This is a genomic window from Acinetobacter sp. MF4642 (assembly GCF_002018925.1).
In the GTDB taxonomy this organism is placed as follows: domain Bacteria; phylum Pseudomonadota; class Gammaproteobacteria; order Pseudomonadales; family Moraxellaceae; genus Acinetobacter; species Acinetobacter johnsonii.
In genome coordinates this window covers 32,356-56,925 of record NZ_MVON01000012.1, presented here as the reverse complement: position 1 = coordinate 56,925, position 24,570 = coordinate 32,356, and the positions used below count along the sequence as shown (strand labels likewise).

Sequence of the window (24,570 nt, the reverse complement as noted above, 5' to 3'; positions counted from 1 at the left end):
TTTTATGAACAGTCAGCCGTTTTAGTGATGTTGCCCACGATAAGACAGGGCTTCGGTTAAGTGGCCTGTTTGAATCTGTTCAGACTGCGCTAAGTCGGCAATGGTTCTGGCCACTCTTAAAATACGGTGATACCCCCGAGCAGATAAGTTTAAGCGCTGTTGTGCCTTTTCAAAGATCAGCGCGGCTTGTTCATTGAGTGGCGCAAACTGTTCCAGTTGTTTGGGTGATAAGGCCATATTGAGACAAGCTTGGCGCTGCATTTGCCATTGATAAGCTTGAATCACGCGCTCACGTACAGTTGCCGAGTCTTCTACGACTTGTGTGTCCTGCAATTCAGAAGCATGCAAGGGTGGTACATCAATATGTAAATCAATCCGATCCAGTAACGGCCCTGAAATGCGGTTTTGGTAGCGTTTAATCGCCTCGGCTGAGCACTGACAACGGCTATCTTGATTAAACGCATAACCACAGGGACACGGATTCATTGCGGCAATTAGTTGGAAATTGGCTGGAAAGGTGATCTGCCGTGAAGCACGCGAAATCACAATCTCTTTGGCTTCAATCGGCTGTCTTAAAACCTCTAAAACCTTGCGGTCAAACTCTGGTAGTTCATCTAAAAACAGCACGCCTTTATGTGCCAAAGTAATTTCACCGGGTTTGGGTTGTGACCCGCCACCGACTAAGGCAACCGCAGAAGCTGTATGGTGCGGTGCACGAAATGGCCGCTGTCCAAAAGGATGTTGATGATTGGCCACCGAGTAAATACTCGCCACTTCCAAATTCTCTTGCGTGTTCAAGGGTGGGAGAATACTGGCTAAACGTGAAGCCAATAGGGTTTTCCCTGTTCCTGGCGGTCCTTTAAATAGCAAAGAATGACCACCTGCTGCCGCAATCTCTAAGGCACGTCTCGGACGCAGTTGACCTTTAACATCGGCCAAATCAAATTTGTAGTGCTGTGAGGCTTTTAGCGCCGTGGGTTGAAACTGTTGGATGAGATGGTTTTGCGACAGATGCTCACAGACTTGTTTTAAATGTTGCGCTGCAAACACTTGAAAGTTGGGCAGTTGAGAGGCTTCTTGCGCATTGGCCTCAGGTAAAATCAGTTGATGCCCAGCTTGCTGGCAGGCAATCGCAATACTTAAAGTACCTGAAATTGGTCGCAGTTGCCCATCAAGTGCCAACTCACCTATAAATTCAAAATTTTCAGTTCCTTGCTCAGGGAGCTGACCAGAGGCAATTAAAATACCCAGTGCAATAGGCAAATCCAGTCGTGAGCTGTCTTTGGGCAGGTCTGCGGGTGCAAGGTTGATGGTGAGGCGTTTGGTCGGAAACTGAAAACCACTATTGATAATGGCGGAGCGCACCCGATCTTTGCTTTCCCGAACGGCTGCTTCAGGAAGCCCCACAATAGTTAAAGAGGGTAGTCCTTGGCTCAGATGAACTTCAACTTCAACCGAAGGTGCGTGTAAACCGAGCAAAGCTCGAGTGTAAATTTTGGCAAAAGACATCTTTTGTTCCATTATAGTGCATTATTTTAATTCGTTATGCGTCTTTTGTTGCACCAAACAGGTGCTCATTTTTTGTTCTGAATGCGTAACTCTAAAGCTTCCACTTGTTTCAATAAGTCATTTAAACGCAAATTGGCATTATTCAGTGCAGTACGTTGACGTTCAATTTCATCTTTGGAAACCAAATCCATCTTGGTGACTGCTTCATTCAGCAGTGCGCGTAAATTATGTTCTAAGTCTTGTTTAGGTTGTTCGACTTGTTCCAGTATGGCTTGTAATAAAGTTTCAATCATTTCTATATCCAACAGTTGGAGACGTGACAGCAGTGTACCATTGCTGCTTCTGACTCTATAGCCTTTCAGATGAAATATGATTTCATCGATTGTAAAAAAATCATAAATCTTCGACTAAAAAACCTGAATTTTGAAGCTCAAAACGCATTTAAATGTATAGAATAGGGTATAAAGAAAACTCATGTCAGACTTTCTTTTCCCCCCAACCTAAGAATTTTTGGCATGAAATTTGAACATAAAACCTTACTGGTGAAATAAGCCGAAGGAAAACAAACATGAAGCTCGTAACTGCAATTGTAAAACCGTTTAAATTGGATGATGTGCGTGAAGCACTGTCTGAAATTGGTGTTCAAGGGATCACGGTAACTGAAGTCAAAGGCTTTGGTCGTCAAAAAGGTCATACTGAACTTTATCGTGGCGCTGAATATGTTGTTGATTTCTTACCAAAAGTAAAAATCGAAATCGCGATCAGTGATGAAATGGTCGACGCGGTGATTGAGTCAATCACACGTGTGGCTAGTACCGGAAAAATTGGCGACGGTAAAATTTTCGTCACAAATTTAGAGCAAGTCATCCGTATCCGTACAGGTGAAACAGGTGCCGATGCCGTTTAATTTGGCATGAAGTTTGCTGAGTAACACATAACTCGCACAAATTAGGTTGGGGGATACGAATGAAAAAGATGCTATTCGCGCTGAGCTTATCTGGCGCACTTTTAGGTGGTTCTGTTGCTTGGGCTGAAGAAGCAGCAACAGCGCCAACGCCATCAGAACAAGTCACAGTGGTTGAAACAACGGATGTGGCTGCTCCAGCGGTTGAAGCCGTTGCTGCTCCAGTAGAAGCACCCGCACCTGCAGAAGAAGAACCAACATTAGATACAGGTGATACGGCGTGGATTTTAGTCTCCACAGCACTGGTTTTATTAATGACCATTCCAGGTTTAGCGTTATTCTACGGCGGTATGGTTCGTAAGAAAAACGTCTTAAGTACTATGGCACATAGCTTTGTTGCTGCAGCAGTGGTAAGTATTGCATGGGTCATCATTGGTTATACATTGGCCTTTGGTGAGGGCAATGCCTTTATTGGTGGCTTAGATAAGTTCATGCTGACTGGGATTACCACAGATGCACTCACAGGGACGATTCCTGAAGTTCTATTCGTTATTTTCCAAATGACCTTTGCCATCATTACCGTTGCCATTATTAGTGGTTCAATTGCAGAACGGATGAAATTCGGCGCATTTATCGCTTTCATCTCGATTTGGGTAGTCGTGGTCTATGCACCAATTACTCACTGGGTATGGGGCGGTGGTTGGTTAGCAAATGATGGCGCACTCGACTTTGCCGGCGGTACCGTTGTACACATCAACTCAGGTGTGGCAGGTTTGGTTGCTGCATATATGCTTGGTAAACGTATGGGCTTAGGTCGTGAATCAATGGCTCCACACAACTTGGCATTAACCGTTGTGGGTGCAAGCCTACTGTGGGTAGGCTGGTTTGGTTTCAACGGGGGTTCTGCATTGGGCGCAAACGGCTCAGCAGGTTATGCATTGCTTGTGACTCAAGTAGCAGCAGCAGCAGCGGCAATCTCTTGGTTAATTACTGAAAAAGTTGCACGTGGTAAAGGTTCAGTACTTGGTGCTGCATCTGGTGCGGTTGCTGGTCTGGTAGTGATTACACCAGCAGCAGGGTTTGTGACTGTCGGCGGTGCACTGGCGATGGGTTTAATCGGTGGTGTGGTGTGCTTCTGGGGTATCAGTGCCTTGAAACGTGCTTTAAAAGCCGATGACTCTTTAGATGCGTTTGGTTTACACGGTGTGGGTGGTATCGTGGGTGCAATCTTAACGGCATTCTTTGCAAGCGACTTCATCATGGGCGACAAAGCACCAAGTGATGTGATGCATCAACTTTGGGTTCAAGTTGAAGGGGTATTGGCAACGATTGCATACTCAGCAGTCTTAACCTTCATTATCTTAAAAGTGATTGATCTGGTGATTGGAATTCGCGTTGAATCTGATGATGAACGTATGGGCCTAGACTTAAGCCAACATGGCGAACGCGTGGACTAATCAATAGAATAATAAATAAACAGTATAATCAATATATTGTGTGAAACAGCCCGAAAGGGCTGTTTTTTTTCTATATCTAGCGTAAAACTCTACAAAACACCGAATTTTTGCTACACTCTAAAACCATTCAAATTTGTTCAATTTAACCACTATGCATTGTCCATTTTGCAACGCTGAAGACAGTAAAGTGATCGACTCACGTTTGGCCGCTGAAGGATGTCAAATTCGTCGTCGTCGTGAATGTATTAGTTGTGGTGAACGATTCACAACCTTTGAAAGTTATGAAGTGGTCATGCCTCGTGTGATCAAGTCGGATGGCAAAAGTGAACCTTTTGATGAAGCGAAATTGCGTCGTTCGTTGATGCATGCTTTACAAAAACGTCCCGTGACGCAAGAGCAAATTGAAACCGTCTTGAGCGATATTCAACTGCAAATCCGCCGTTTAGGTGAGCGTGATGTGAAATCACGCACCATTGGTGAAATTGTCATGCAATCTTTATTTTCGTTGGATCATGTTGCGTATGTGCGTTTTGCATCGGTCTATCAAGACTTTCAAGATGTCGATGCTTTTCGCCACCAAATTGAACAAATGCAACAACGTGAACATTAAGCGAGTTGGCATCCATGTCTGAATTACAGTCTAGTGCTTTACACGCCGACCAAGCTTGGATGAAACAAGCGATTGCTTTAGCACTACAAGGTCAATATAGCACCAAGCCAAATCCAAATGTAGGCTGTGTCATTGTCAAAGATGGGCAGTTGCTAGGGACGGGTTATCACCCTAAAGCGGGTCAGCCCCATGCAGAAGTTTTTGCGATGCGCGAAGCGGGCGAACAGACCCAAGGCGCAACGGCTTATGTCACTTTAGAACCTTGTGCGCATTATGGGCGTACACCGCCGTGTGCCAAAGGTTTGGTCGAGGCAGGTGTGGCGCGTGTTGTGATTGCCTGTCCAGACCCCAACCCCTTAGTGGCTGGTAAAGGGGTACAAATTTTAAAAGAAGCAGGCATTGAGGTCGATGTTGGTATTTGCCAAGCCGAAGCGCATCAGTTGAATGCGGGCTTTTTAAAAGCCATGGCTACAGGTAGGCCTTATGTGCGTTTAAAAGTTGCTTCTAGTTTAGATGGTCGAACGGCGATGGCTTCGGGTGAGTCGAAATGGATTACAGGCCCAGCCGCACGTTTAGATGTTCAGCATTTTCGTGCCATTTCTGGCGTCGTGATCACGGGGGTTGAAACCATACTGGCCGATGATCCTCAGCTCAATGTCAGACAGCTTCAGGGTGTTGCGGATCTGACAACGGTTGTACAACCAAAACGTCTGGTTTTAGATCGTCAAGGCCGCTTGCCTCTGACGGCCCAAATTTTACAGCAGCCTGACACCGTGATGGTGATGGGGCCTTATCGTCAAGCATTGGCCGATGTAGGCGTGATACAGTTTGCTGTTCAGCCTTTAGATCAGTTATTAAAGCAGTTGGTTCAATCGCATCAAATTTACGATGTCATGGTTGAAGCGGGTGCAACGTTATCGACGACTTTTTTACAAGAAAAGTTGGTTGATGAAATGATTAGTTATGTAGCACCGACCTTATTGGGTCAGTCTGCACGTGCAATGTTCAATGCTGAGTTTTCTCAGATGGCAGAGCAACTCCGCTTTAAGCTTATGGATGTCACACAATTCGGTGACGATGTGCGCTTAACGCTTATCCCTTCTCAAGAGTCATTATGAGTTCAGAGTCTACGGTTTATCATAAACGTCGTCACGCGGCACGTACCACCGATGAATATCTATTTCATCAACTTGTTCCTTATTTGGGGAATAAGCGCCGTCTGTTGCATCTGATTTTAGAGGCACTCGAGAGTACAGGGACTTTAAACCGTGCAGATGGTCGTGCGCCTATTTTTGCTGACTTCTTTGCGGGTTCGGGCGTGGTCTCGCGTTTGGCACGTCAAAATGGTTATCGCGTGATTGCCAATGACTGGGAACCGTATAGCCATGCGCTGAACCATGCCATTTTGGCTTGTACTGAAGCGCCTGCATTTAAAGAGTTGGGTGGTTATCAAAAAGCCATTGATTATTTAAACCGCTTGCCTGAAGTTAAGGGCTGGGTAACGCATAATTTGTGTCCGCGAAATGATGAAATCTATGATCCAAGCCGAGATCGTTTGTTCTTTAAGCGTCGCAACGGCATGCGCATTGATGCGATTCGTCAGCAAATTGCCACATGGCAGGCACAAGGGGCAATCGATGATGTGGAGATGTCTGCTTTATTGGCACCTTTACTTTATTCAGCTAGTTTTGTCAGCAATACTTCCGGCGTTTTTAAAAGCTTCCACCACGGTTGGGGCGGTAAAACTCAAACAGCGTTAGAGCGGATTGAATCCTTGCTGTGGTTGACCCCAAGTCGTTTTAGTGAAGTGGGCGATAATAAGCAAAAGAACCCGATGGCTGAAATGTGGTGTGTTGATGCGCAGCATTTGGCGAATCAAATGAGCAGTTTTGAGGTCGATGTAGCCTATCTAGATCCACCCTATAACCAACATGCTTACAGCAGTAACTATCATGTCTTAAATGCTTTAACGCTATGGGATCAGGTAGATTTACCGACACCAGACACCAAAGGGTTTAAAAGCGGAATTGACCGTGCGTGGCGCAAAGAGCGTCCGAGTCCTTATAACTCGTCAAAGTATGCCAAAGAGGCATATGAAAAATTACTTTCCACCATCAATGCACGTTACATTCTGACCAGTTATTCAACCGATGGTAATATTGAAGCAGGGGACTTGCTCAAAGCCAATTTGGAGCGAGGTCGCGTGACTTTATTAACGCAGGATGTACCACGTTATCGCGTGAGTAAGCAGCGTCAGTCTGAGCGTGCGCGTGTGTTAGAGTTTATTGTGATTACCGATACCCATGCCAAGTCAGGTCCGCCAATTCGTCAGCTACTGGGGCAGTTGTACCATTATGCCGAATTGGGCGGGGTCGATACATCTGGGGTCACGACACAGTTGGCGCTGTGGTAAAAATATAGAGGTAGAAATCAGAAATGTTTACAGGGATCATCGAAAGTCTAGGCACAGTTGAAAGCGTACAAAATGTCGGTGGCGATGTGCGGTTACGCATTGGTACGGATCTTGATATGTCAGATGTACATTTGGGTGATTCAATTGCCACCAATGGCATTTGCCTCACAGTGATTGACTGGGGTGAGCACTGGTATGCTGCCGATGTCTCACGTGAGAGTTTGAACCGAACCACACTGACCCACTGGAAAGCTGGACAACGTGTCAATGTGGAAAAGGCGATGTTGCCCACCACACGTTTTGGTGGGCACATTGTGTCAGGTCATGTCGATGCTGTGGGTGAAATCACCGTTGTGCGTGAAGATGCACGCTCGCTTTATTTTGAAGTAACTGCGCCAGCCGAGATTGCACGTTACTTGGCAGAAAAAGGCTCGATCACGGTCGATGGGATCAGTTTAACCATTAATCATTTGCGTGGGCGTATTTTAAGCCTCAATTTAATTCCACATACGGCTGAACGAACCAACATTGGAACGTGGAAGGCAGGCAGTCAAGTGAACCTTGAAGTGGATGTGTTAGCACGCTACATTGAACGTCTGATGATGGGTGACAAAGCTGCGGAAACTCCCTCACAATCTAAAATTAGTTTAGACTTTTTGGCACAAAATGGTTTCTTGAAATAGAAAAATCGTTTAGATTGCAGCAAGAATAGACAAAAGATGAGCTCCCTATTTGCCCAAAATGAGGGAGTTTTTCTTTTGAAATGAATAGGTAAGCAATTGAGTATGATGAAAGATAGTACGCAGTTCATTGCACGGATAGGTGACAATGATTGATTTTTTTCTCCATCTAGAACAATTATTGCCCGTACTGCTTGCAGAATACGGCCTTTGGATTTATGCGATTCTTTTTCTGATTATTTTTGCAGAAACGGGCTTCGTTTTTATGTTCTTTTTGCCGGGTGACAGTTTACTGATTGCCATTGGTGCCTTATGTTCCAGCTCGGATTTAATCCATATCCACACCATGGGTATTTTGATGATGATTGCTGCGGTATTGGGTTATATCGTCAATTATTATACCGGTCAGAAGCTGGGCTTTAAATTTGCCCATCAGCATTCACGTTGGCTGAAACCCGAATATATGATGAAGACCAATCAATATTTCTTAAAGCATGGCGGTAAAACCATTTTAGTGGCACGTTTTATTCCTTTTGTGCGTTCTTTCGCGCCTTTTGCTGCGGGCGCAGGGCATATGAGCTTGGCGACTTTTATGTGGTACAACGTGACCGGTGGTCTGATTTGGATTGGTAGTTTGTTGGCGATTGGTTATGGTGTGGGCAATACCTTATCATTTATGGTTGATGTGTTGGTTTGAGATCGAAACAGACTACATCAGCCGAGCAAAACAAGGGTGCATAAAAAAACTCACCGCAGTGAGTCTGAGTGGAAACCAAGGCCTGTTAGGCAGAGTTGGATACCACTTCATCAGAAAATTCTGAATTTTTCAAAATATAGTCAATTTCTTCTTGAGCCGCGGCTTGTAGCTTACTGCGATAGCTGGCTACAGACTCTTCAATTAAGGTTTCCGCTTCAAGCTCTAAACGTAAACGGACACTTTCTAACTCCGACAAAATTTGTGAGTCATCAATACCAAATTTACCTTTGGCATAGTCCAGAGCTTGTTCAGGCGTTTTCTCATAGCGTGCAGTGTAGCTCGAAATTTCCTGATCGACACTTTGACGCATCACATTTAAAGCTTGGGTTTGCTCATTGAACTGACGGATTTCATCTTTTTTGAGGCTCTCCGCATAAGCTTCCTGTGCTGCGCGTTTGTCTGCCAGTGATTTTTCTAACGCTTGTTGTTTGCGAAGCCGCGCTTCTTCAATCAGCTGTGCTTTCAGATCGGCATACGCTTGTTCAATTCGTTGGGTCGAGACAGCTTGAGCACGTTGGTCTTGTTCAATCCAACTGTGCAAACCTGTTTCAGGTTTGAGTACATCGCAGACGCGACTCAGGTCATCAATAAAGGCCTGACGAACAGCATCAGGTACATTTAACCAGCGCTGTTTAAAATCTGGACCAACATTCAATGCCACTACGCATCTCCTTATTTAGACGGGGAATCATTTAAAGCTTGAAGGTTCGAGCTTCAACTCCGAGACGTCTATATTGTTTAAATTTTTCACGACCTTGTTGTTTGGCCGATTCGTTATTTTCAATAATTTCTATAATGTGGCTAAATTTTTCGAACTGTTCAAGAGCTTGATCGTTAAAATTGAACACAATCCAGTCGGATTGCTCAGGCAGTTGGGCTGAGATACAAATACGCGCATCGATTTGATCAATGCCATGCGGAATAAAGCTCGTGTCATCAAAACTCCACAAACGTTCATCTAGTTGCTGTTGTAGTTCAGTGTCGCTTGCATACAACCAGATTCGCTCTGGCTGACGCAAGATTTTTCGACATAAACGACAAGCACTTTCGACTTGTCGTTCAGGACTTTGTTCAAACAGATAAAAGCTAATATTAGCCATTAGACTGCGCACGATGAGCTAAGAATTGCATCAATAAGGGTACTGGACGACCGGTTGCTCCTTTATTGGCACCCGAGTTCCATGCTGTACCTGCGATGTCCAAATGCGCCCAGCGGTAATCACGGGTGAAACGTTGCAAGAAGCACGCTGCAGTTACGGCACCAGCTTTAGGCCCGCCAATGTTGGCAATATCGGCAAATGGAGAGTCTAACTGTTCTTGATAGTCATCAATCACAGGCATGCGCCAGACGCGGTCAAAGCTATTTTGACCTGCTTCAGATAGTTCGGCCGCCAGTTTTTCATCTGGGGTAAACATACCCGTTAAGACTGAACCGAGTGCCACGACACAGGCGCCCGTTAAGGTTGCAATATCAATGACCAGTTCAGGGTTAAAGCGCTTCACATAGGTCAATGTATCGCACAGCACCAAACGACCTTCTGCATCGGTATTTAAAATTTCAACGGTTTGACCACTCATGGTGCTCACGATGTCACCTGGACGCGTAGCCTTACCTGACGGCATATTTTCAGCTGCCGCAATCGTACCTACGACATGAATGGCTAAACGTGATTCACACAGGGCACGGAGCGTCCCTAGAACCGATGCTGCACCACACATGTCGTATTTCATTTCATCCATACCAGCACCCGGCTTCAATGAAATGCCACCTGTATCAAAGGTGATTCCTTTACCGACCAAGACCACTGGGGCTTCAGTACGTTCAGCTTGATACTCAAGGGTAATAATACGGCCTGGGCGGTCTGAACCTTTGCTCACCGCAAGGAAGGAATGCATGCCCAGATCCGCCATTTGCTGCTCATCAAGCACATTAACACGGAGTAGGTCAGGATATTGAGCTGCCAGTTCTAAGGCTTGCTCTGCCAAATATTCAGGGAAACAGATATTGCCCGGACGGTTGCCTAAGTCACGAGCAAAGCTTTGACCTGATTGCACGGCTTCAATCAGTTTAAGTTGTGCAGCATTCAGCGGCGACTCAGCGGCAATCAGGCAGATCTGTTCAAGCACGTTGTCGGCTTTTTTTGATTTGAATTCATCAAATGCATATGCCGCTTGCGTCAAACTGAGGGCAAATAAATAATGGAGCTCAGCTGGAAGGGCTGAAAGGTCAATACTGATGTGTTTGAATTTTTTTTGTGAAGCTTTGATAATGGTTTGAGCAATTTTCACCAGCTTTGCTGCTTGTAATTCAGCTGCTTTACCGACACCCACCAAGGCTGCATTGGGGCTTGCTGGAATTTGACCAATGAGGCTCAAGGTTTCATTGAACGCGGCTTTAAACTGAGTTGCTTCAATTAAGTTGTTTAAATCATTAATTTGATAAGCATTTGCAAGGTGTTGCGTGTTTTCAGAATCTACTAATATCAACAAAAATTGGCTAGACGTATTCTCTGTGAATGACGTATTAATAGAGAGTTTCATAAGTTTTATTTAAGCCTTATAAAGTTTGAAAATGATTAAACCACTGAAACCTTAACATGAATAGAGTTGCAAAGTGCAACAAGAGTACAGGTTTTATATTTTCACTATTCGGGTAAACTAGCGCTAGTTTTTATTCACCTATTTTTGGAAGAATTAATTTGATTATTCGGCGTTATCTGGTCAAACAAGTGGTGTCGACATCCTTGGTTGTGATCGCCTTATTGACCTTGATCATGATGGGCGGTCGTTTGATCAAGTATTTTGGCGTAGCCGCGCAGGGTCGCTTAGATGCAGGTATTTTATTTAGCATTATTGGCTATCGTTTGCCTGAATTTTTAACGCTGATTCTTCCTCTAGGCTTTTTTATTGGACTGATGCTGGTTTTTGGTCGTCTGTATGTCGATCATGAAATGGCGGTACTCAATGGCAGTGGCGTCAGTCGTAACCAATTGGGGCGACTGCTGATTCCTATGACCGTGGTGTTTCTTGCCGTTCAAGCCGTGCTGATGCTTTGGATGGCGCCGTGGGGTGTTCGCCAGTTTGAGCAGCTCACCACTAGTCAGGCGGTGCGTACTGGTTTTGATTTGGTTCGACCCAAAGAGTTTATTTCATCGGGTCCTTATACCATTTATGCGGGTGACTTATCCGAAGACCGTAAAAACCTCAAAGACATCTTCTTCTATCAACGCGCTGAAGCAGAAGGTAAGCCTGATGTGATGATTTTGGCCAAAGAAGCCACGCGGGTTGAAATTGAAAATGATCCCGCCAATGTGGTGGATTTGGTGCAAGGTCGCCGTTATGAAATTTATCCGGGACAGCCGCGTTATAGCCAAGCCGAGTTTCAGTCTTATCGCCTACGTTTAGAAAATGATAAAGAAGCAAAGTTTGAAAGTGCTGATGTTGAAGCATTGTCCACCATGAAACTTTGGGATAATCGTAATGATCCTGTCGTGGCGAGTGAGTTGGGCTGGCGTATTTTTGTACCGTTTGCCATTGTAGTGGCGTTGCTTCTCGCTGTGGCTTTATCTGAAGTGAGTCCACGCCAAGGCCGTTATTTAAAGCTGTTCCCTGCATTGCTTATTTTTGCCAGTTTAATCGTGGCGCTGATGGCCATTAAAACCCGAGTCAGTAAAGAAGAAATGGGGATTTGGGCTTATCCAATGATCTTGGTGATCTATGCGATAGCAGCGGCTTTGTTTTCGCGTAAACAAAAGCTGGCCCCGAAAATTAAGAAAACATTACAACGAGCGGGGTCTTAATCATGTTCGCACGTCGTATAGTCGCAAAACATGTGACCAAAACCACCGCGATGGCGATGCTGGGTGCTACCGCTATTTTATCGGTCTTGCAAATTCTGTTTACCTATTTGGGTGAGTTAGGCTCTCTTAAAGAAGGTTATGGCGCTTGGGATGCTTTACGTTACGTACTGTGGGGGGCGCCGCAATATCTCTATGAGATTCTACCCATCGCCGCGTTAATTGGCTCGGTACTGGGACTGGGCACTTTGGCTTCAAACAGTGAGCTGATTGTGATGCGCTCGGTGGGGGTGAGTCTCTGGCGAATCGTCGGTTGGGTGATTCGTTCGGCTTTAATTTTGGTGGTGCTGTCATTCGCTTTAAGTGAATGGGTGATTCCTTATACCAATGAGCAAGCCAAAGGTGTGAAAAGCCATCGAACTGCGGCTGAGCTCGGTGAAGTACGCGGTTACTGGACACGAGAAGGGCAGCGTTTTATTTATGTCGATTATGCCAACTCTCAAGGTCAGCTGAAAAATGTGCAAGTGGTCGACTTTGACAATAATGCTCGTTTGAAAGGCGTTTTAAATGCTGAGCAAGGTCAGTTTGTGCAAGATGGTCGTTGGATTTTAGAAAATACGGCCCAAGTTGATTTGCTGCCGACAGGCAATGCTACGGCACAAAAGGCCGCTGAAACGCCTTTGGCACTGGCACTGCAGCCGAAATATGTGCACATGGTGACGATTGACCCTGAAGACCTTTCACCGAGTCAATTGGTCAGTTTCATGAGCTATATGCATGAATATAGCCAAGTGCCTAAAACTTATCAGTTGGCTTTTTGGCAGAAAGTGGCGTCTCCATTTGCCTTGATTGCTTTAGTGTTGATTGCTTGTTCCTTTATTTTTGGCCCACTGCGCCAACAATCGATGGGTTTTCGTTTGGTGATTGCACTGTTTACAGGCTTAGGTTTCTTTTACCTGCAAGACTTCTTGGGTTATGCAAGTTTGGTTTATTCACCTTCACCCGCATGGTTCGTTTTTGTGCCGATTTTACTGATGTTTGTCGCAGGTGGTTATTTATTACAACGTGCGCGATAACTGTACGATATTGAAGAAAACAATGCGGATGATGGTGTTAAACCATCATGCCTGCATAGAGTCTTGACCGAAAATTCGGTAAGATAGAGCGATGAATTTGTAGACAAAAAAAGAGTGCTTATTATGGCGGATGCAACTGCTGGCAAAATCCCTCACGTACTGGTCATTATGGATGGTGTGGGACACCGTGAAGCGATCGAAGACAATGCATTTTTAGCAGCGAATCGACCGAATTTAACAGCGATTGAAGCAAAGCATCCGCATAGCTTAATTTCAGGTTCTGGTGAAGACGTGGGTCTGCCAGATGGCCAAATGGGCAACTCTGAAGTGGGCCATATGAACTTGGGCGCAGGTCGTGTGCTCTATCAAGACTTTACCCGAATCACCAAAGACATTCGTACGGGTGCTTTTTTCGAACATGAAGTTTTGGTTGATGCTGTTGAAAAAGCCAAAGCCGCGGGTGGCGCTTTGCACATCATGGGGCTATTGTCTGAAGGTGGGGTGCATTCACACGAAGACCACATTGTTGCCATGGCTGAACTTGCGTTAAAACGCGGTGCAACTGTATACCTTCATGCCTTCTTAGATGGTCGCGATACCCCACCACGCAGTGCACAGCCTTCTTTAGAAAAATTAGATGCATTGTTTGCTCAATATCCAAATCAAGGTCGTATTGTGAGTCTGATTGGTCGTTATTTTGCGATGGATCGAGATAACCGTTGGGACCGTGTGGAACAAGCCTATCGTTTACTCACAGAGTCTGAAGCAACACGTACTGCAGCTACAGCAGTTGAAGGTTTAGCCTTGGCTTATGCCGCAGACGAATCTGATGAATTTGTCAAAGCAACACGCATTGGCGATGTCGTGAAAGTTCAAGATGGTGACAGCATTGTCTTTATGAATTTCCGTGCGGATCGTGCGCGTGAAATTACCAAAGCATTTGTTGAAAAAGATTTTGCAGGCTTTGAGCGTAAAGTTGTACCAAACTTATCTAAGTTTGTGATGTTGACACGCTACCAAGCCAGTATTGATGCACCTGTGGCGTATATGCCTGAAGCATTAAAAAACTCGATTGGTGAATATCTTTCAGACCTTGGTAAAACCCAATTGCGTATTGCTGAAACTGAGAAATATGCACATGTGACATTCTTCTTCAGTGGTGGTCGTGAAGATGAATATCCAGGTGAAAAACGTATTTTGATTCCTTCGCCAAATGTTGCTACTTATGACCTCAAGCCAGAAATGAGCGCCTATGAAGTAACCGATGAATTGGTGGCTGCGATTAACTCAGGTGAGTTTGATCTATTGGTGGTGAACTATGCCAACGGCGACATGGTTGGTCATACGGGCGTGTTTAATGCAGCAGTGAAAGCTGTGGAAGCTGTTGATTTATGCCTAGGCCGTGTCTATGAAGCGGTGATGGCACAAAAAGGCCATATGTTAATTACGGCTGACCATGGTAATGTTGAACAAATGCAGGATTATCACAGTGGTCAGGTGCATACCCAGCATACGACAGAATTGGTGCCTTTTATCTATGTCGGCCCAACTCAAGCAACCATTGCTGAGGGTGGCGTATTGGCCGATGTCGCACCAACCTTGTTAAGCTTGATGCATCTTCCTGTTCCAGCAGACATGCAAGGTCGTAACTTAATTACATTAGACGTATAAATCAATTTGGGTGGGTAAATGGCAAAAGCATCGTGGACTTCAATAGGTGTAGTGATTGCTTTAGGTCTGAGTCTGATCCACCCGATGGGGGCTGTTGCAAAAACTGCGGCAGCACCCGCTTTTGATGATGAATTGGAACAAGGTTATGTTGAGGTTCCGATTGAATCCATTCAACAATTTGTGCAAATCTACGGTTTAGCCAAAGACAATTATGTGGCTGAACGTAGTGATGAAGCACTCTTTCAACAGGCGATTAAAGGTTTAGTCAGTGGCCTAGACCGTTATTCTCGCTATTTATCTCCTCAAGAATATAAACAACTGGTGCAATATACCGAAGGGGATCTGGCTTCAGTTGACTTCAGTTTAGAGTTTGATTCTCGCTTACAACAATGGCTGATTCGTGGATTAAAACTTGACTCAGATTCCAGCAAACTGGGCTTAAAAAATGGGATCTCTGTTTTTAAAGTGGATGATCAAGAGCTACGCAAGCTCAACCATGCTCAAGTCAATGAATTACTCAGTGGGGCGATTGGTAGTACCGTCAGCTTGCAGTTGAAAGCCAACTCAACCCCGATCAATTTAGTCCGAACCAAAAAAGTTGAAACCGATATTCAGGCGCAATTATTGAATAACCAAGTTTTGGTGCTCAAGGTGCGGGTGTTTCAACAGGATACGGCCAATGAAATTCAGCAACTGATTGAAGAACATCAGTCTTCGCGTTTAAAAGCGGTCTTGATTGACCTCAGAAATAATCCCGGGGGGCTATTGTCTGCCGCAGTTGAATCTGCTGATTTATTCTTAAATCAAGGGGTGATTGTTTCAACCCAAAGCCGTTCTGAAGGGGATCAACAGTTCCAAGCTTTACCCAGCCTAGAGTTTCAAAACTTAAAAGTGGGGATTCTGATTAATGACCGCTCTGCATCGGCCGCGGAGGTGTTTACCGCTGCGCTGAAGGAGCATGGACGGGCGTGGGTGATTGGTGAAAAAAGTTATGGTAAGGGTGTGGTACAGAAACTATTTCCGTTATCGAATGGTGCCGCGCTGCAAATGACCGTATCGCATTATTACACTCCAAGTGGTCGGATGATTGAAGGGGTGGGAATTGCACCGAATCAGGTATACCCAATGCCACATGAACTCAAAGACGAAAGCTATGTTGAACATGTGGCAGAGATTCTAATTAACCGTCGTTAAGTCTCTAAACGGGATCATCTTCGCCATCTAGCCCGAATTTCTTCAAGCGATAACGTAAAGAGCGGAAAGACATACCGAGCTTTTTAGCCGCCAGTGTTCGGTTCCAGTGGGTGAGATTGAGCGCATTCATCAAAATTTCTTTTTCAATTTTTTCTAAATACAGCTCTAAACCCTCTTCGGGCAATTTACGCGAAGGCACATGACTGAGTTGATCATTGCCAACAGCACCTTGTTGCGTGGCATTGGCGTAGTTGGTTTGAGCAATCGGTCGCAGTGGGGCTGTTTGCAAGTGTGGTAAGTCGATACTGCTTTCATCACTTAAAGTGATGGCACGTTCCATCATATTGCGTAGTTCACGCACATTGCCTGGATAATATTGGGCCAATAAAAACTCACGTGCACGTTCACTCAGTGGTTTGACTGGGATGTCCCATTCTTGGCAGATTTTTTGAATGAAATGTTGTGCCAAAAGAATAATGTCATTGCCACGCTCACGTAGAGCAGGCAGCACAATGTCCATGACATGGATGCGGAAGTACAAATCCTGACGGAACTTGCCTTGTTGCACCAGTGCTTCTAAGTCTTGATGGCTGGCACTAATCACACGGAAATCGACATCAATTTCGGTGTCACTCCCAATTGGGCGAATGCGTTTTTCTTGTACCGCGCGCAGCAGTTTCACCTGCATAGTGAGCGGTAACTCAGCAATTTCATCTAAAAATAAACTGCCGCCATGCGCAGACAGAATCAGCCCTTGTTTGTCTTGAGTCGCCCCTGTAAAGCTACCCTTACGGTGTCCAAACAATTCACTTTCCATCAGTTCAGTCGGTATGGCACCGCAGTTGATGGCAATAAATGGTCCTTCATTGCGATTGCTCAGGCGATGTACCAGATTAGCCACCACTTCTTTGCCCGTGCCTGATTCACCCGTAATAAAGACAGGCGCTTGTGAGCGTGCAATTTTTTTTAAGGTGATGCGTAGCTGCTGAATAGGAAGGGACTGACCAATCAGCAGACGATGTTCAAGCGTATCTTCTTGGATATGCAGTTGACTGATGGGTTGATTAAAGGCTTTTTGTAAAAGTTGCTCTAAATGTTTTTGGTTGATCGGTTTGCTGACAAAATCAAAAGCACCGGCTTTAAGTGCGGCAATCGCAATATCCATATTGCCGTAAGCAGTCAGCACTGCAACAGGCAAATTAGGATAATTTTGAGCAATAAAATCGACCAAGCTCAGGCCATTACCATCGGGTAAATTCAGATCGGTTAGACAGGCATCGTATTGATGCGTTTTCAGGGCTTGAACCGCCTCTTGTAAACGATAGGCAATATGTGTATCAATCCCCATCCGACTTAAAGACATTTGCATCAGTGTACATAAGTCTTGTTCGTCATCCACCAATAAAACAAGTGGTTTTTTTTCCACGTTTAACCCCAAAAATTACACGTCATTGTTTATACGAGGGCATTCAATCCGAAAGCATGCCCCTATTTTTTGTTCTACATAGTATAGCTTAGCTTGGTTGGCTTCGCAGAAACTATGGGATAAATATAATCCTAACCCAGTTCCATTGATTGAGGTACTAAAAAACGGTTGAAACAGGGCGGTTTGATCCTGAGTGGCGACCCCTTCACCAAAATCGCAGACCTCAATATGGACGAGGTTTTTGTAGCTATAGATACGAATTTGAATGTGTTCGGCTTCAGCTGCATTATGCCGAATGGCATTTCGAATCAGGTTGATCAGCACTTGCCTCAGTTGTTGTTCATCAAACTGAATCTGAGCTTGATCGGAAATGTGGTAATCAATTTGATCTTTGACATCGGGCAAATCTTCAACGATAAAACGTTCTAAAAAAGCGGCGACATCAATCAAGGTCGGATAGGTTTCTTTACTGCGTGCCATGCTCAGTGTATCGCCAATAATTTTATCAATCCGTGAGGCTTGTTTGGTAATCATGTTCTGCAACAGTTCTTGTTGTGGATCATTGGCTTGCATCAACTCATTGGCTTGAGTGATGGCTGCCAGTGGGTTGCGAATTTCATGTGCAATGCTGGCAGAAAGCTGACCCAGTGCAGCCAGCTTGAGTTGTTGTACACGTTGATTAATTTTTTGTGCATCTTGCAGGACGAATAAGGTCAGTGTCTGATTCGGTACTTGAAGTTTTTGAATTTCGATCTGAATCTGAAAGCGACTCAGCTGGGATGTAAATTGGAATTTTTCCCCATTTTTCAGTTGGTCGAATTTGAGTAGTTCAAATAAATCAGGCTGTGCCTTATATAAAGGATATTTGTCATAGGCATAAATCGGGGAGATGCCCAATAATGTACATGCGGCAGGATTACTCAGCACCATGTGGCAGTTTTCATCGAGCACCAAATAGCCGAGCTCGGTTTGCTCTAAAATATAACGGTTAATGTTTTGTAGTTGGTCTAGTTCTTGGGACTGATAGAAGTTTAAATTTTCAAGGACTTGAAAACGTCGTACCGCAATTTGTCCAGACCCATAAACCACAAAGAACAAAAAGGCGAGCACGGCACTGTTGCCAATGGTATTCAGTGAACTAATTGAAAACAGAGTTCCAATAAAGTGTTGATAAACCAGTGTAATTACAGCAATCAACGTAATGATGAGTGCTTTTTGTTTATCGACCAATACAGAAGAGGCAAAGATCGTGATCACAAACAATAAACTTAACTGTAAGTTCGGACCATCGGTGGCGAAAGTAAGTAAGCTGAGGCTAATGACATCGACGATAAATAACAAGGTGAGCTGAAGTGGTATGCGCTTGCGCACATGCTTGAGGCTCAATAGCTGAAAGGCACTGATAAAAATAAAGCCAATCAGGACAGAACGATACAATACTGGATATTGATAATTGGAAAACAGTTGCTCATAAGTCAGCAGATAAACCAACAACAAACAACAGCCAATAAACAGTCGATAAGACGCATACCAAACACCTAGACGGTATTGATTTAACTGAATATTGGTTGAGTATTGCAGCATGTGGGTGTTAGTCAGCTTGCATCAGGGTTTGATTAAACCATAACGAATAGCAAGGTGAGTCAGCTTCACATCACTATCAATGTTGAGTTTTTCAAAAATTCGGTAACGGTAAGTATTGACCGTTTTTACGCTGACAAAAAGCTTGTCAGAAATTTCCTGTGCACTAATACAATTCACGACCATCATCGCGACCTGCATTTCACGTTCAGACAGAGCATCAAAAGGTGAGGTTTGTGTATCCGATAGATAAGAACTGGCCAGTTGTTCAGCAATATCAGCGCTGAAATATTTGCCGCCTTGCATCACTTTATTAATCGCACGTACCATTTCGGTCACAGGTGCACCTTTGGTAATGTAGCCTTTGGCGCCAGCTTTGAGTAATAGGGAAGGATAAGGTTCTTCAGCTAGGCCACTGACTGCCAGTACTTTGGTCTCGGGTGCGGTTTGCAGTAAGCGGCGTGTGGTTTCAACTCCACCAATACCTGGCATGTTGACATCTAACAGAACCACATTTGGGTGATGTTGACGGACGAGGTTAATTGCTTCTTCACCAGATTCAGCTTGGCCAATAACTTGAACATCGGCATGGTCCTCGAGCATTCGACAAATCCCTGTACGTACTAACTCATGGTCATCTACCACTAAAACTGTGATCACCTAGCTCTTCCTCACTATAAAAACCATATTTTTTGTTACATAAAGCAAAATAAGCTTGCAATGAAACGACAAAATTAGCAATCCTATTCTTAGGCTTATTTGAAAAGATATGCACGCTGTCGACGGCAATGCTGTTCGCATTGTGTACAAATGTAAGGCATATTGGCGTGAATACGCAAATGTATCTTATGGGTTATGAAGTTGAGTGAAGAAAAGTGAAAAAATCAAATAAATTTTTAATGCATCTATTGGGATGGTCGATTGCAACGACGGTCAGTACCCATAGCTTTGCAGACTTGGTGATGAATCCGGGCTCGGGCCCTAGCCAAGCAAGCATGAGCTGGTCTGCAGCAGATGCAGAACAGCTTCTGAATGATGATCTCATGGAAGATCCTGAAGAGTACGCTCCTCAGGGTTCAACAAAAGTCACCACCAGTATTCGCAGTTCTAACGGTGTGGTGACGAACAATAGTACCTCGAAAACGGTACAAATTTTCGATACCTCCAAATATTCAAACCAACCTAGTGTCAATGCTCGTGCAGCACTGGTGATGGATGGCAATACAGGTGAAGTGCTTTACAGTAAAAACAGTAATACCGCGCTGCCGATTGCTTCGATTACTAAGTTGATGACGGCAGTGGTGATTTCAGATGCACGTTTAAATATGTCTGAAAACATTACTTTACAGCAAGCGGACTTTTCGTGTTCGGGTTGTAAAAGTTCAAGCTCGTCCCTGCGTGCAGGGGACAGTATGAACCGTGCAGAGGCATTGTTATTTGCATTAATGAAGTCAGAAAACCCAGCAGCATCAGCGCTTGCACGGACGTATCCGGGTGGTCGCTCAGCCTTTGTTTCTGCGATGAATGCCAAAGCAAAATCTTTGGGTATGAATTCAACCCATTATATGGAATCGACAGGTCTACATCCAGGTAATGTCGCATCAGCACGTGACTTGGGTATTTTAGTCAATGCCGCATCACAATATGGTCTGATTCGTCAGTTCTCAACCACAGCAAGCTATGATTTTAACTTGGGTTATCGTGTATTAAAATCAAATAATACCAATGCCTTAGTTCGTAACGGTGGCTGGAATATTAATATTTCAAAAACAGGTTTCATTAATGAAGCCGGTCGTTGTGTGGTGATGCATACCACTTTAAATAACCGTCCAGCAGTAGTGGTGTTATTGGGCGCGGACTCCTCTGCAGCACGTACCAATGATGCAACGCGCCTAATGAACTGGGCAAGCCAATTACCAAAACGTATTTAACCCGACTTTGTTTTTGTTCACTCAACAACAAAAATTGAGTCATAAAAAAGCCCTGCATATGCAGGGCTTTTTTTGTCTTCTCTCAATTACATGTTTGAAAGAATGGAATCGCGAACTTGTTCTAAAGTTGCATCGATTGACAGCATGACCGCATCAGAACATTGCTTGATCGCAGTATCAGGGTCTTTTAGACCATTACCTGTCACGGTACAGACAATCACAGAACCTTCCGCAATTTTTCCAGCTTTGATGTCACGGATTGCACCGCCAATCGACGCTGCAGAGGCGGGTTCTACAAAGACACCTTCATACATTGAAAGTAAACGCTGTGCTTCTAAGATTTCAGCATCAGTCAGTTCATCGAACCAACCTTGAGAGTCACGAACCACCGCTTTAGCATGGTTCCAGCTTTGTGGATTACCAATGCGGATAGCCGTTGCAACTGTTTCAGGGTTTTCAACGGGTGCACCACGTAAGAATGGCGCAGCACCTGCTGCTTGGTAACCAACCATGGTTGGTAAACCTTCAGGCTTTGGACCCGTGAATTGATCTGTTTCAGCGTCGTAAATCACTTGCTCAAATTGATCTGCAGGTTGGTTGGCAACTGCTTCGGTATAACCCATCCAGTGTGCCGTGATGTTCCCTGCGTTACCCACGGGTAAGCAGTGGTAATCTGGTGCACGACCTAACTCGTCTACGATTTCGTAAGCAATGGTTTTTTGACCTTGCAAACGGTATGGGTTGATTGAGTTGACGATCGTTACAGGGGCTTTATCTGCAATTTCTTTGACCAGACGCATACCGTCATCAAAGTTGCCGCGGATTTGCATGGTGATGGCACCATACATCATCGCCTGCGCCATTTTGCCCATGGCAATTTTGCCTTCTGGGATTAACACAAACGCTTTGATGCCGGCACGTGCTGCATAAGCTGCAGCCGCTGCTGAGGTATTACCTGTAGAGGCACAGATAATAGCTTTTGAGCCTTCTTCAACGGCTTTAGTGACCGCCATGGTCATACCACGGTCTTTAAATGAACCAGTCGGGTTTAAGCCCTCGTACTTCACATAAATTTCAACATTTTTGCCAATTAAACGTGGAATGTTCTCGAGTTTAATCAGTGGCGTATTACCTTCACCTAAAGAAATAGCGCGAGTAGTTGCAGACACTGGTAAACGGTCGCGATAACGGTCAACTAAACCAGTATAACGATTGGCATTCGACATGATGATGTTCCAATTGTGTGTAGAGCTTGGTGAGGAAGAGAAGAGCGTTCTTTTCCTCAACCCGATTAATTATCAAGCGATTCTAAACGAATTCGCACGATTTCGCCATGAATGACGGGTAAGGCTTGAATTTGAGCAAGTGCCTCGTCCATTTTTGATTCAACGACTGGATCAGTCAAAATCACGATTGGAATAAGGTCTTTTAAGCGTGGTTGCTGCATGATGGCATCGATACTGATGCCTGCACGGCTCAGAATCGTAGTTACATCGGCCAAGACGCCAGTTTGATCTTCAGCATTAATCCGGATGTAATAACCTGTAGTCATTTCTTCACGGCTTAAAATGGGCACATTGGTCAGTGCTTCGAAGGCCAATTGTGGAATCGTTCCAGCGCCATCTTCGGTATACGAGATATCACGGACGATATCAATGACATCTGCAACGACCGCAGAAGCCGTTGGACCTGCGCCTGCGCCTGCTCCATAGTACAAGGTTGGGCCGACAGCATGTGCTTGTACCAAGACAGCATTCTTCACACCGTTGACATTGGCAATCAGTTCTTCCGCAGGGATCAAGGTTGGGTGAACACGAAGTTCGATGCCATTCGCCGCACGACGCGCAATACCCAAGTGCTTAATACGGAAACCCAGCTCTTCAGCATACTTCACATCTTGTGCTGTGATTTTACTGATGCCTTCGGTATAGACTTTGTCAAACTGTAGCGGAATACCAAAAGCACACGATGCTAAAATCGTGAGTTTATGTGCAGCATCAATGCCTTCGACATCGAAAGTAGGATCAGCTTCGGCATAACCCAGTTCTTGTGCTTCTTTGAGCACATCGGCAAAGGCACGACCTTTTTCACGCATTTCAGTCAGAATAAAGTTGCCTGTACCATTGATGATACCCGCTAACCAATTAATCTTGTTTGCAGCTAGACCTTCGCGCATCACTTTAATGATGGGAATGCCCCCTGCAACCGCAGCTTCATAGGCGATTTGCACGGCATTGTCATCCGCCAGCTTGAACAGCTCATTACCATGTTCAGCAAGTAAAGCTTTGTTCGCGGTGACAACTTGTTTGCCATGCAAAATGGCTTCTTTAATCACTTCATATGCAGGATGGATGCCACCCATTACTTCAACCACAACATCGACATCAGGCTGACGCACAATGTCGAGTAAGTCAGCACTTTGCTTGACCTCATCGCCTAAATCTAAGTCTGGACGAGGGCGGCGTGTGCCGACATAGGTAATTTGAATTTCACGACCGGTGCGACGTTTAATCTCAGCAGCATTTTCTTTTAGTAGTTTAAGGGCACCACCACCCACAGTACCAAGACCGAGGATTGCCAGACGAACTGGTTTCACGTCACACTCCAATTTACTTATATATTGAACCAAGCCTAGATCATAGCTAAAAAAACTGTGAGACTCTAGGAAAGAAATCATTTTATGTTCAACTATAAATATTAGTTAAATAACAAATAAAAATTAGTTATTTAAGGCGATTTAATAATTCACTTGGGGCTAAATAGCCACCGAGATATTCACCATCTTCATTGTAGATCGCAGGTGTCCCATTTACGCCCATGTTCAGACCCAACTGGTATTGATCTCGCACTGGATTTTTACAGGTCGCTGGTGGAAGTTGAGCACCTGAAATCGCTTGATCAAAGGCAGCTTGACGGTCTGCGCTACACCACACACTTTCCATAGCTGGCATGAACTGTTCGCCACGCGGCCATGCAATGTAACGTACTTCAATGCCTTGAGCTGTGATTTCAGGGATGTGTTCGTGCAGTTTATGGCAGTAAGGGCAGCTGGCATCGGTAAAGACATAAACCACATGCTTGGTCTTGCCTTTGGCTTTATAAACCAGTAGGTCTTCAGTTTTGAGCCCTGCTAGAAGCTTTTTGTTGGCTTCAGCTTGCAGGTTATCGCTGACGTTGTGGAGTGTTTTATCGCCCAAGCGAATCACATCACCTTGGATAATATATTTACCATCTGCCGTGGTATAAACCGAGCTCATCCCTTCAAGATTGACCCAAAATAAATTTGGCACTTCAGTGGTTTTGATATCGATGATTTTGGCATTGATATTGGCTGTTTTGAAATGCTTTTGAAGGGTATCAATTAAACGTTGTTTTGCATTACGTTCCGTCAAGGTCGACGCTTCACCTGTGGCTGGTGCGCTTGCTGTTAAAGAGTCTTGTTTTTTTTCTTCAGTGTTATTTGAACATGCTGTAAATAGAACACTTGAAGCAATGGCACAGGCAATGAACAATGGTTTACGGGTAAATAACATAGATAACCCTTTTTCTTTTGACTTTATAAAA

23 protein-coding genes are annotated in these 24,570 nt (G+C 44.7%); 12 read left to right on the top strand and 11 right to left on the bottom strand.

What is annotated here, in order from left to right:
- Positions 1–21 precede the first annotated feature (21 nt).
- On the bottom strand, positions 22–1,509 hold the full coding sequence (locus MF4642_RS08660; protein ID WP_078389582.1) for a YifB family Mg chelatase-like AAA ATPase: 1,488 nt from the start codon (positions 1,507–1,509) through the stop codon (positions 22–24).
- Between the two features lie 65 nt (positions 1,510–1,574).
- The gene (locus MF4642_RS08655; protein WP_004692854.1) at positions 1,575–1,802 is read right to left on the bottom strand and encodes an accessory factor UbiK family protein; all 228 of its coding nucleotides are present in this window, start codon (positions 1,800–1,802) and stop codon (positions 1,575–1,577) included.
- A 275-nt stretch (positions 1,803–2,077) separates the two neighbouring features.
- Between MF4642_RS08655 and glnK the strand changes: the two genes are divergently transcribed.
- The 7 genes from glnK to MF4642_RS08620 all read left to right on the top strand — a co-directional run bounded on the left by glnK (position 2,078) and on the right by MF4642_RS08620 (position 8,270).
- Positions 2,078–2,416, top strand: a complete 339-nt coding sequence (gene glnK, locus MF4642_RS08650; RefSeq protein WP_004281042.1) for a P-II family nitrogen regulator — start codon at positions 2,078–2,080, stop codon at positions 2,414–2,416.
- Between the two features lie 59 nt (positions 2,417–2,475).
- Entirely contained in the window at positions 2,476–3,870 is a 1,395-nt protein-coding gene (locus tag MF4642_RS08645; protein WP_058868720.1) for an ammonium transporter, read from the top strand.
- Positions 3,871–4,021: 151 nt separating this feature from the next.
- Positions 4,022–4,480 (top strand): transcriptional regulator NrdR, encoded by a 459-nt coding sequence (gene nrdR / locus MF4642_RS08640; protein ID WP_004692852.1) that lies wholly within the window; start codon positions 4,022–4,024, stop codon positions 4,478–4,480.
- 14 nt (positions 4,481–4,494) lie between these two features.
- Positions 4,495–5,598, top strand: coding sequence for a bifunctional diaminohydroxyphosphoribosylaminopyrimidine deaminase/5-amino-6-(5-phosphoribosylamino)uracil reductase RibD (ribD, locus tag MF4642_RS08635; protein WP_078425946.1), 1,104 nt, complete (start codon positions 4,495–4,497; stop codon positions 5,596–5,598).
- On the top strand, positions 5,595–6,893 hold the full coding sequence (locus MF4642_RS08630; protein ID WP_004692850.1) for a DNA adenine methylase: 1,299 nt from the start codon (positions 5,595–5,597) through the stop codon (positions 6,891–6,893). Before ribD ends, MF4642_RS08630 begins: the two co-directional genes overlap by 4 nt.
- Before the next feature lie 23 nt (positions 6,894–6,916).
- Complete coding sequence (locus tag MF4642_RS08625) at positions 6,917–7,576, top strand: riboflavin synthase (RefSeq protein WP_078425945.1); 660 nt, start codon at positions 6,917–6,919, stop codon at positions 7,574–7,576.
- 145 nt (positions 7,577–7,721) lie between these two features.
- Positions 7,722–8,270, top strand: coding sequence for a VTT domain-containing protein (locus MF4642_RS08620; protein ID WP_004692848.1), 549 nt, complete (start codon positions 7,722–7,724; stop codon positions 8,268–8,270).
- A gap of 85 nt (positions 8,271–8,355) precedes the next feature.
- On the opposite strand, the gene MF4642_RS08615 is transcribed toward MF4642_RS08620, so the two are convergent.
- The 3 genes from MF4642_RS08615 to MF4642_RS08605 are packed head-to-tail and all read right to left on the bottom strand — an operon-like array spanning position 8,356 to position 10,871.
- Positions 8,356–8,991 (bottom strand): hypothetical protein, encoded by a 636-nt coding sequence (locus MF4642_RS08615; RefSeq protein ID WP_078425944.1) that lies wholly within the window; start codon positions 8,989–8,991, stop codon positions 8,356–8,358.
- Positions 8,992–9,022: 31 nt separating this feature from the next.
- Positions 9,023–9,430, bottom strand: coding sequence for a DNA polymerase III subunit chi (locus MF4642_RS08610; RefSeq protein ID WP_078425943.1), 408 nt, complete (start codon positions 9,428–9,430; stop codon positions 9,023–9,025).
- On the bottom strand, positions 9,423–10,871 hold the full coding sequence (locus MF4642_RS08605; RefSeq protein WP_078425942.1) for a leucyl aminopeptidase: 1,449 nt from the start codon (positions 10,869–10,871) through the stop codon (positions 9,423–9,425). Before MF4642_RS08605 ends, MF4642_RS08610 begins: the two co-directional genes overlap by 8 nt.
- Before the next feature lie 158 nt (positions 10,872–11,029).
- On the opposite strand from MF4642_RS08605, the gene lptF reads away from it, so the two are divergent.
- The 4 genes from lptF to MF4642_RS08585 all read left to right on the top strand — a co-directional run bounded on the left by lptF (position 11,030) and on the right by MF4642_RS08585 (position 16,068).
- Positions 11,030–12,130, top strand: coding sequence for an LPS export ABC transporter permease LptF (gene lptF / locus MF4642_RS08600; RefSeq protein ID WP_010325691.1), 1,101 nt, complete (start codon positions 11,030–11,032; stop codon positions 12,128–12,130).
- A 2-nt stretch (positions 12,131–12,132) separates the two neighbouring features.
- The gene (gene lptG, locus MF4642_RS08595; RefSeq protein WP_004692843.1) at positions 12,133–13,203 is read left to right on the top strand and encodes an LPS export ABC transporter permease LptG; all 1,071 of its coding nucleotides are present in this window, start codon (positions 12,133–12,135) and stop codon (positions 13,201–13,203) included.
- 123 nt (positions 13,204–13,326) lie between these two features.
- Positions 13,327–14,874: a 2,3-bisphosphoglycerate-independent phosphoglycerate mutase gene (gpmI, locus tag MF4642_RS08590; protein ID WP_078425941.1), complete on the top strand. Its 1,548-nt coding sequence runs from the start codon at positions 13,327–13,329 to the stop codon at positions 14,872–14,874.
- An 18-nt stretch (positions 14,875–14,892) separates the two neighbouring features.
- On the top strand, positions 14,893–16,068 hold the full coding sequence (locus tag MF4642_RS08585) for a S41 family peptidase (RefSeq protein ID WP_078425940.1): 1,176 nt from the start codon (positions 14,893–14,895) through the stop codon (positions 16,066–16,068).
- A gap of 4 nt (positions 16,069–16,072) precedes the next feature.
- Here the strand turns inward: MF4642_RS08585 and MF4642_RS08580 are convergent, their stop codons facing one another.
- From MF4642_RS08580 to MF4642_RS08570, 3 genes are all read right to left on the bottom strand, one after another.
- Positions 16,073–17,437: a sigma-54-dependent transcriptional regulator gene (locus MF4642_RS08580; protein WP_413772803.1), complete on the bottom strand. Its 1,365-nt coding sequence runs from the start codon at positions 17,435–17,437 to the stop codon at positions 16,073–16,075.
- Positions 17,438–17,509: 72 nt separating this feature from the next.
- Positions 17,510–19,078 carry a sensor histidine kinase gene (locus tag MF4642_RS08575; protein WP_078425938.1) on the bottom strand — a complete coding sequence of 523 codons (1,569 nt, stop codon included), beginning with the start codon at positions 19,076–19,078 and terminating at the stop codon, positions 17,510–17,512.
- Between the two features lie 21 nt (positions 19,079–19,099).
- Positions 19,100–19,735: a response regulator gene (locus MF4642_RS08570; protein WP_004692836.1), complete on the bottom strand. Its 636-nt coding sequence runs from the start codon at positions 19,733–19,735 to the stop codon at positions 19,100–19,102.
- 215 nt (positions 19,736–19,950) lie between these two features.
- On the opposite strand from MF4642_RS08570, the gene MF4642_RS08565 reads away from it, so the two are divergent.
- Positions 19,951–21,006, top strand: coding sequence for a serine hydrolase (locus tag MF4642_RS08565; RefSeq protein WP_153041792.1), 1,056 nt, complete (start codon positions 19,951–19,953; stop codon positions 21,004–21,006).
- Between the two features lie 86 nt (positions 21,007–21,092).
- Here MF4642_RS08565 and thrC read toward each other — a convergent pair whose 3' ends face one another.
- The 3 genes from thrC to MF4642_RS08550 form a co-directional block, all read right to left on the bottom strand.
- Positions 21,093–22,232, bottom strand: coding sequence for a threonine synthase (gene thrC, locus MF4642_RS08560; protein ID WP_004692833.1), 1,140 nt, complete (start codon positions 22,230–22,232; stop codon positions 21,093–21,095).
- A 65-nt stretch (positions 22,233–22,297) separates the two neighbouring features.
- Complete coding sequence (locus MF4642_RS08555; protein ID WP_010325700.1) at positions 22,298–23,602, bottom strand: homoserine dehydrogenase; 1,305 nt, start codon at positions 23,600–23,602, stop codon at positions 22,298–22,300.
- Between the two features lie 127 nt (positions 23,603–23,729).
- Entirely contained in the window at positions 23,730–24,539 is an 810-nt protein-coding gene (locus tag MF4642_RS08550; RefSeq protein WP_004692830.1) for a DsbC family protein, read from the bottom strand.
- Positions 24,540–24,570: the final 31 nt, after the last annotated feature.

Excerpts from the sequence above, each read along its gene's own strand:
- MF4642_RS08625 (WP_078425945.1), top strand. The coding sequence starts at position 6,917 with ATGTTTACAGGGATCATCGAAAGTCTAGGCACAGTTGAAAGCGTACAA.
- MF4642_RS08550 (WP_004692830.1), bottom strand. The coding sequence starts at position 24,539 with ATGTTATTTACCCGTAAACCATTGTTCATTGCCTGTGCCATTGCTTCA.
- MF4642_RS08645 (WP_058868720.1), top strand. The coding sequence starts at position 2,476 with ATGAAAAAGATGCTATTCGCGCTGAGCTTATCTGGCGCACTTTTAGGT.
- MF4642_RS08620 (WP_004692848.1), top strand. The coding sequence starts at position 7,722 with ATGATTGATTTTTTTCTCCATCTAGAACAATTATTGCCCGTACTGCTT.
- MF4642_RS08605 (WP_078425942.1), bottom strand. The coding sequence starts at position 10,871 with ATGAAACTCTCTATTAATACGTCATTCACAGAGAATACGTCTAGCCAA.
- MF4642_RS08660 (WP_078389582.1), bottom strand. The coding sequence starts at position 1,509 with ATGTCTTTTGCCAAAATTTACACTCGAGCTTTGCTCGGTTTACACGCA.
- MF4642_RS08610 (WP_078425943.1), bottom strand. The coding sequence starts at position 9,430 with ATGGCTAATATTAGCTTTTATCTGTTTGAACAAAGTCCTGAACGACAA.
- MF4642_RS08580 (WP_413772803.1), bottom strand. The coding sequence starts at position 17,437 with ATGCAAATGTCTTTAAGTCGGATGGGGATTGATACACATATTGCCTAT.
- glnK (WP_004281042.1), top strand. The coding sequence starts at position 2,078 with ATGAAGCTCGTAACTGCAATTGTAAAACCGTTTAAATTGGATGATGTG.
- thrC (WP_004692833.1), bottom strand. The coding sequence starts at position 22,232 with ATGTCGAATGCCAATCGTTATACTGGTTTAGTTGACCGTTATCGCGAC.
- MF4642_RS08585 (WP_078425940.1), top strand. The coding sequence starts at position 14,893 with ATGGCAAAAGCATCGTGGACTTCAATAGGTGTAGTGATTGCTTTAGGT.
- MF4642_RS08655 (WP_004692854.1), bottom strand. The coding sequence starts at position 1,802 with ATGATTGAAACTTTATTACAAGCCATACTGGAACAAGTCGAACAACCT.
- ribD (WP_078425946.1), top strand. The coding sequence starts at position 4,495 with ATGTCTGAATTACAGTCTAGTGCTTTACACGCCGACCAAGCTTGGATG.
- gpmI (WP_078425941.1), top strand. The coding sequence starts at position 13,327 with ATGGCGGATGCAACTGCTGGCAAAATCCCTCACGTACTGGTCATTATG.
- lptG (WP_004692843.1), top strand. The coding sequence starts at position 12,133 with ATGTTCGCACGTCGTATAGTCGCAAAACATGTGACCAAAACCACCGCG.
- MF4642_RS08630 (WP_004692850.1), top strand. The coding sequence starts at position 5,595 with ATGAGTTCAGAGTCTACGGTTTATCATAAACGTCGTCACGCGGCACGT.
- nrdR (WP_004692852.1), top strand. The coding sequence starts at position 4,022 with ATGCATTGTCCATTTTGCAACGCTGAAGACAGTAAAGTGATCGACTCA.
- MF4642_RS08575 (WP_078425938.1), bottom strand. The coding sequence starts at position 19,078 with ATGCTGCAATACTCAACCAATATTCAGTTAAATCAATACCGTCTAGGT.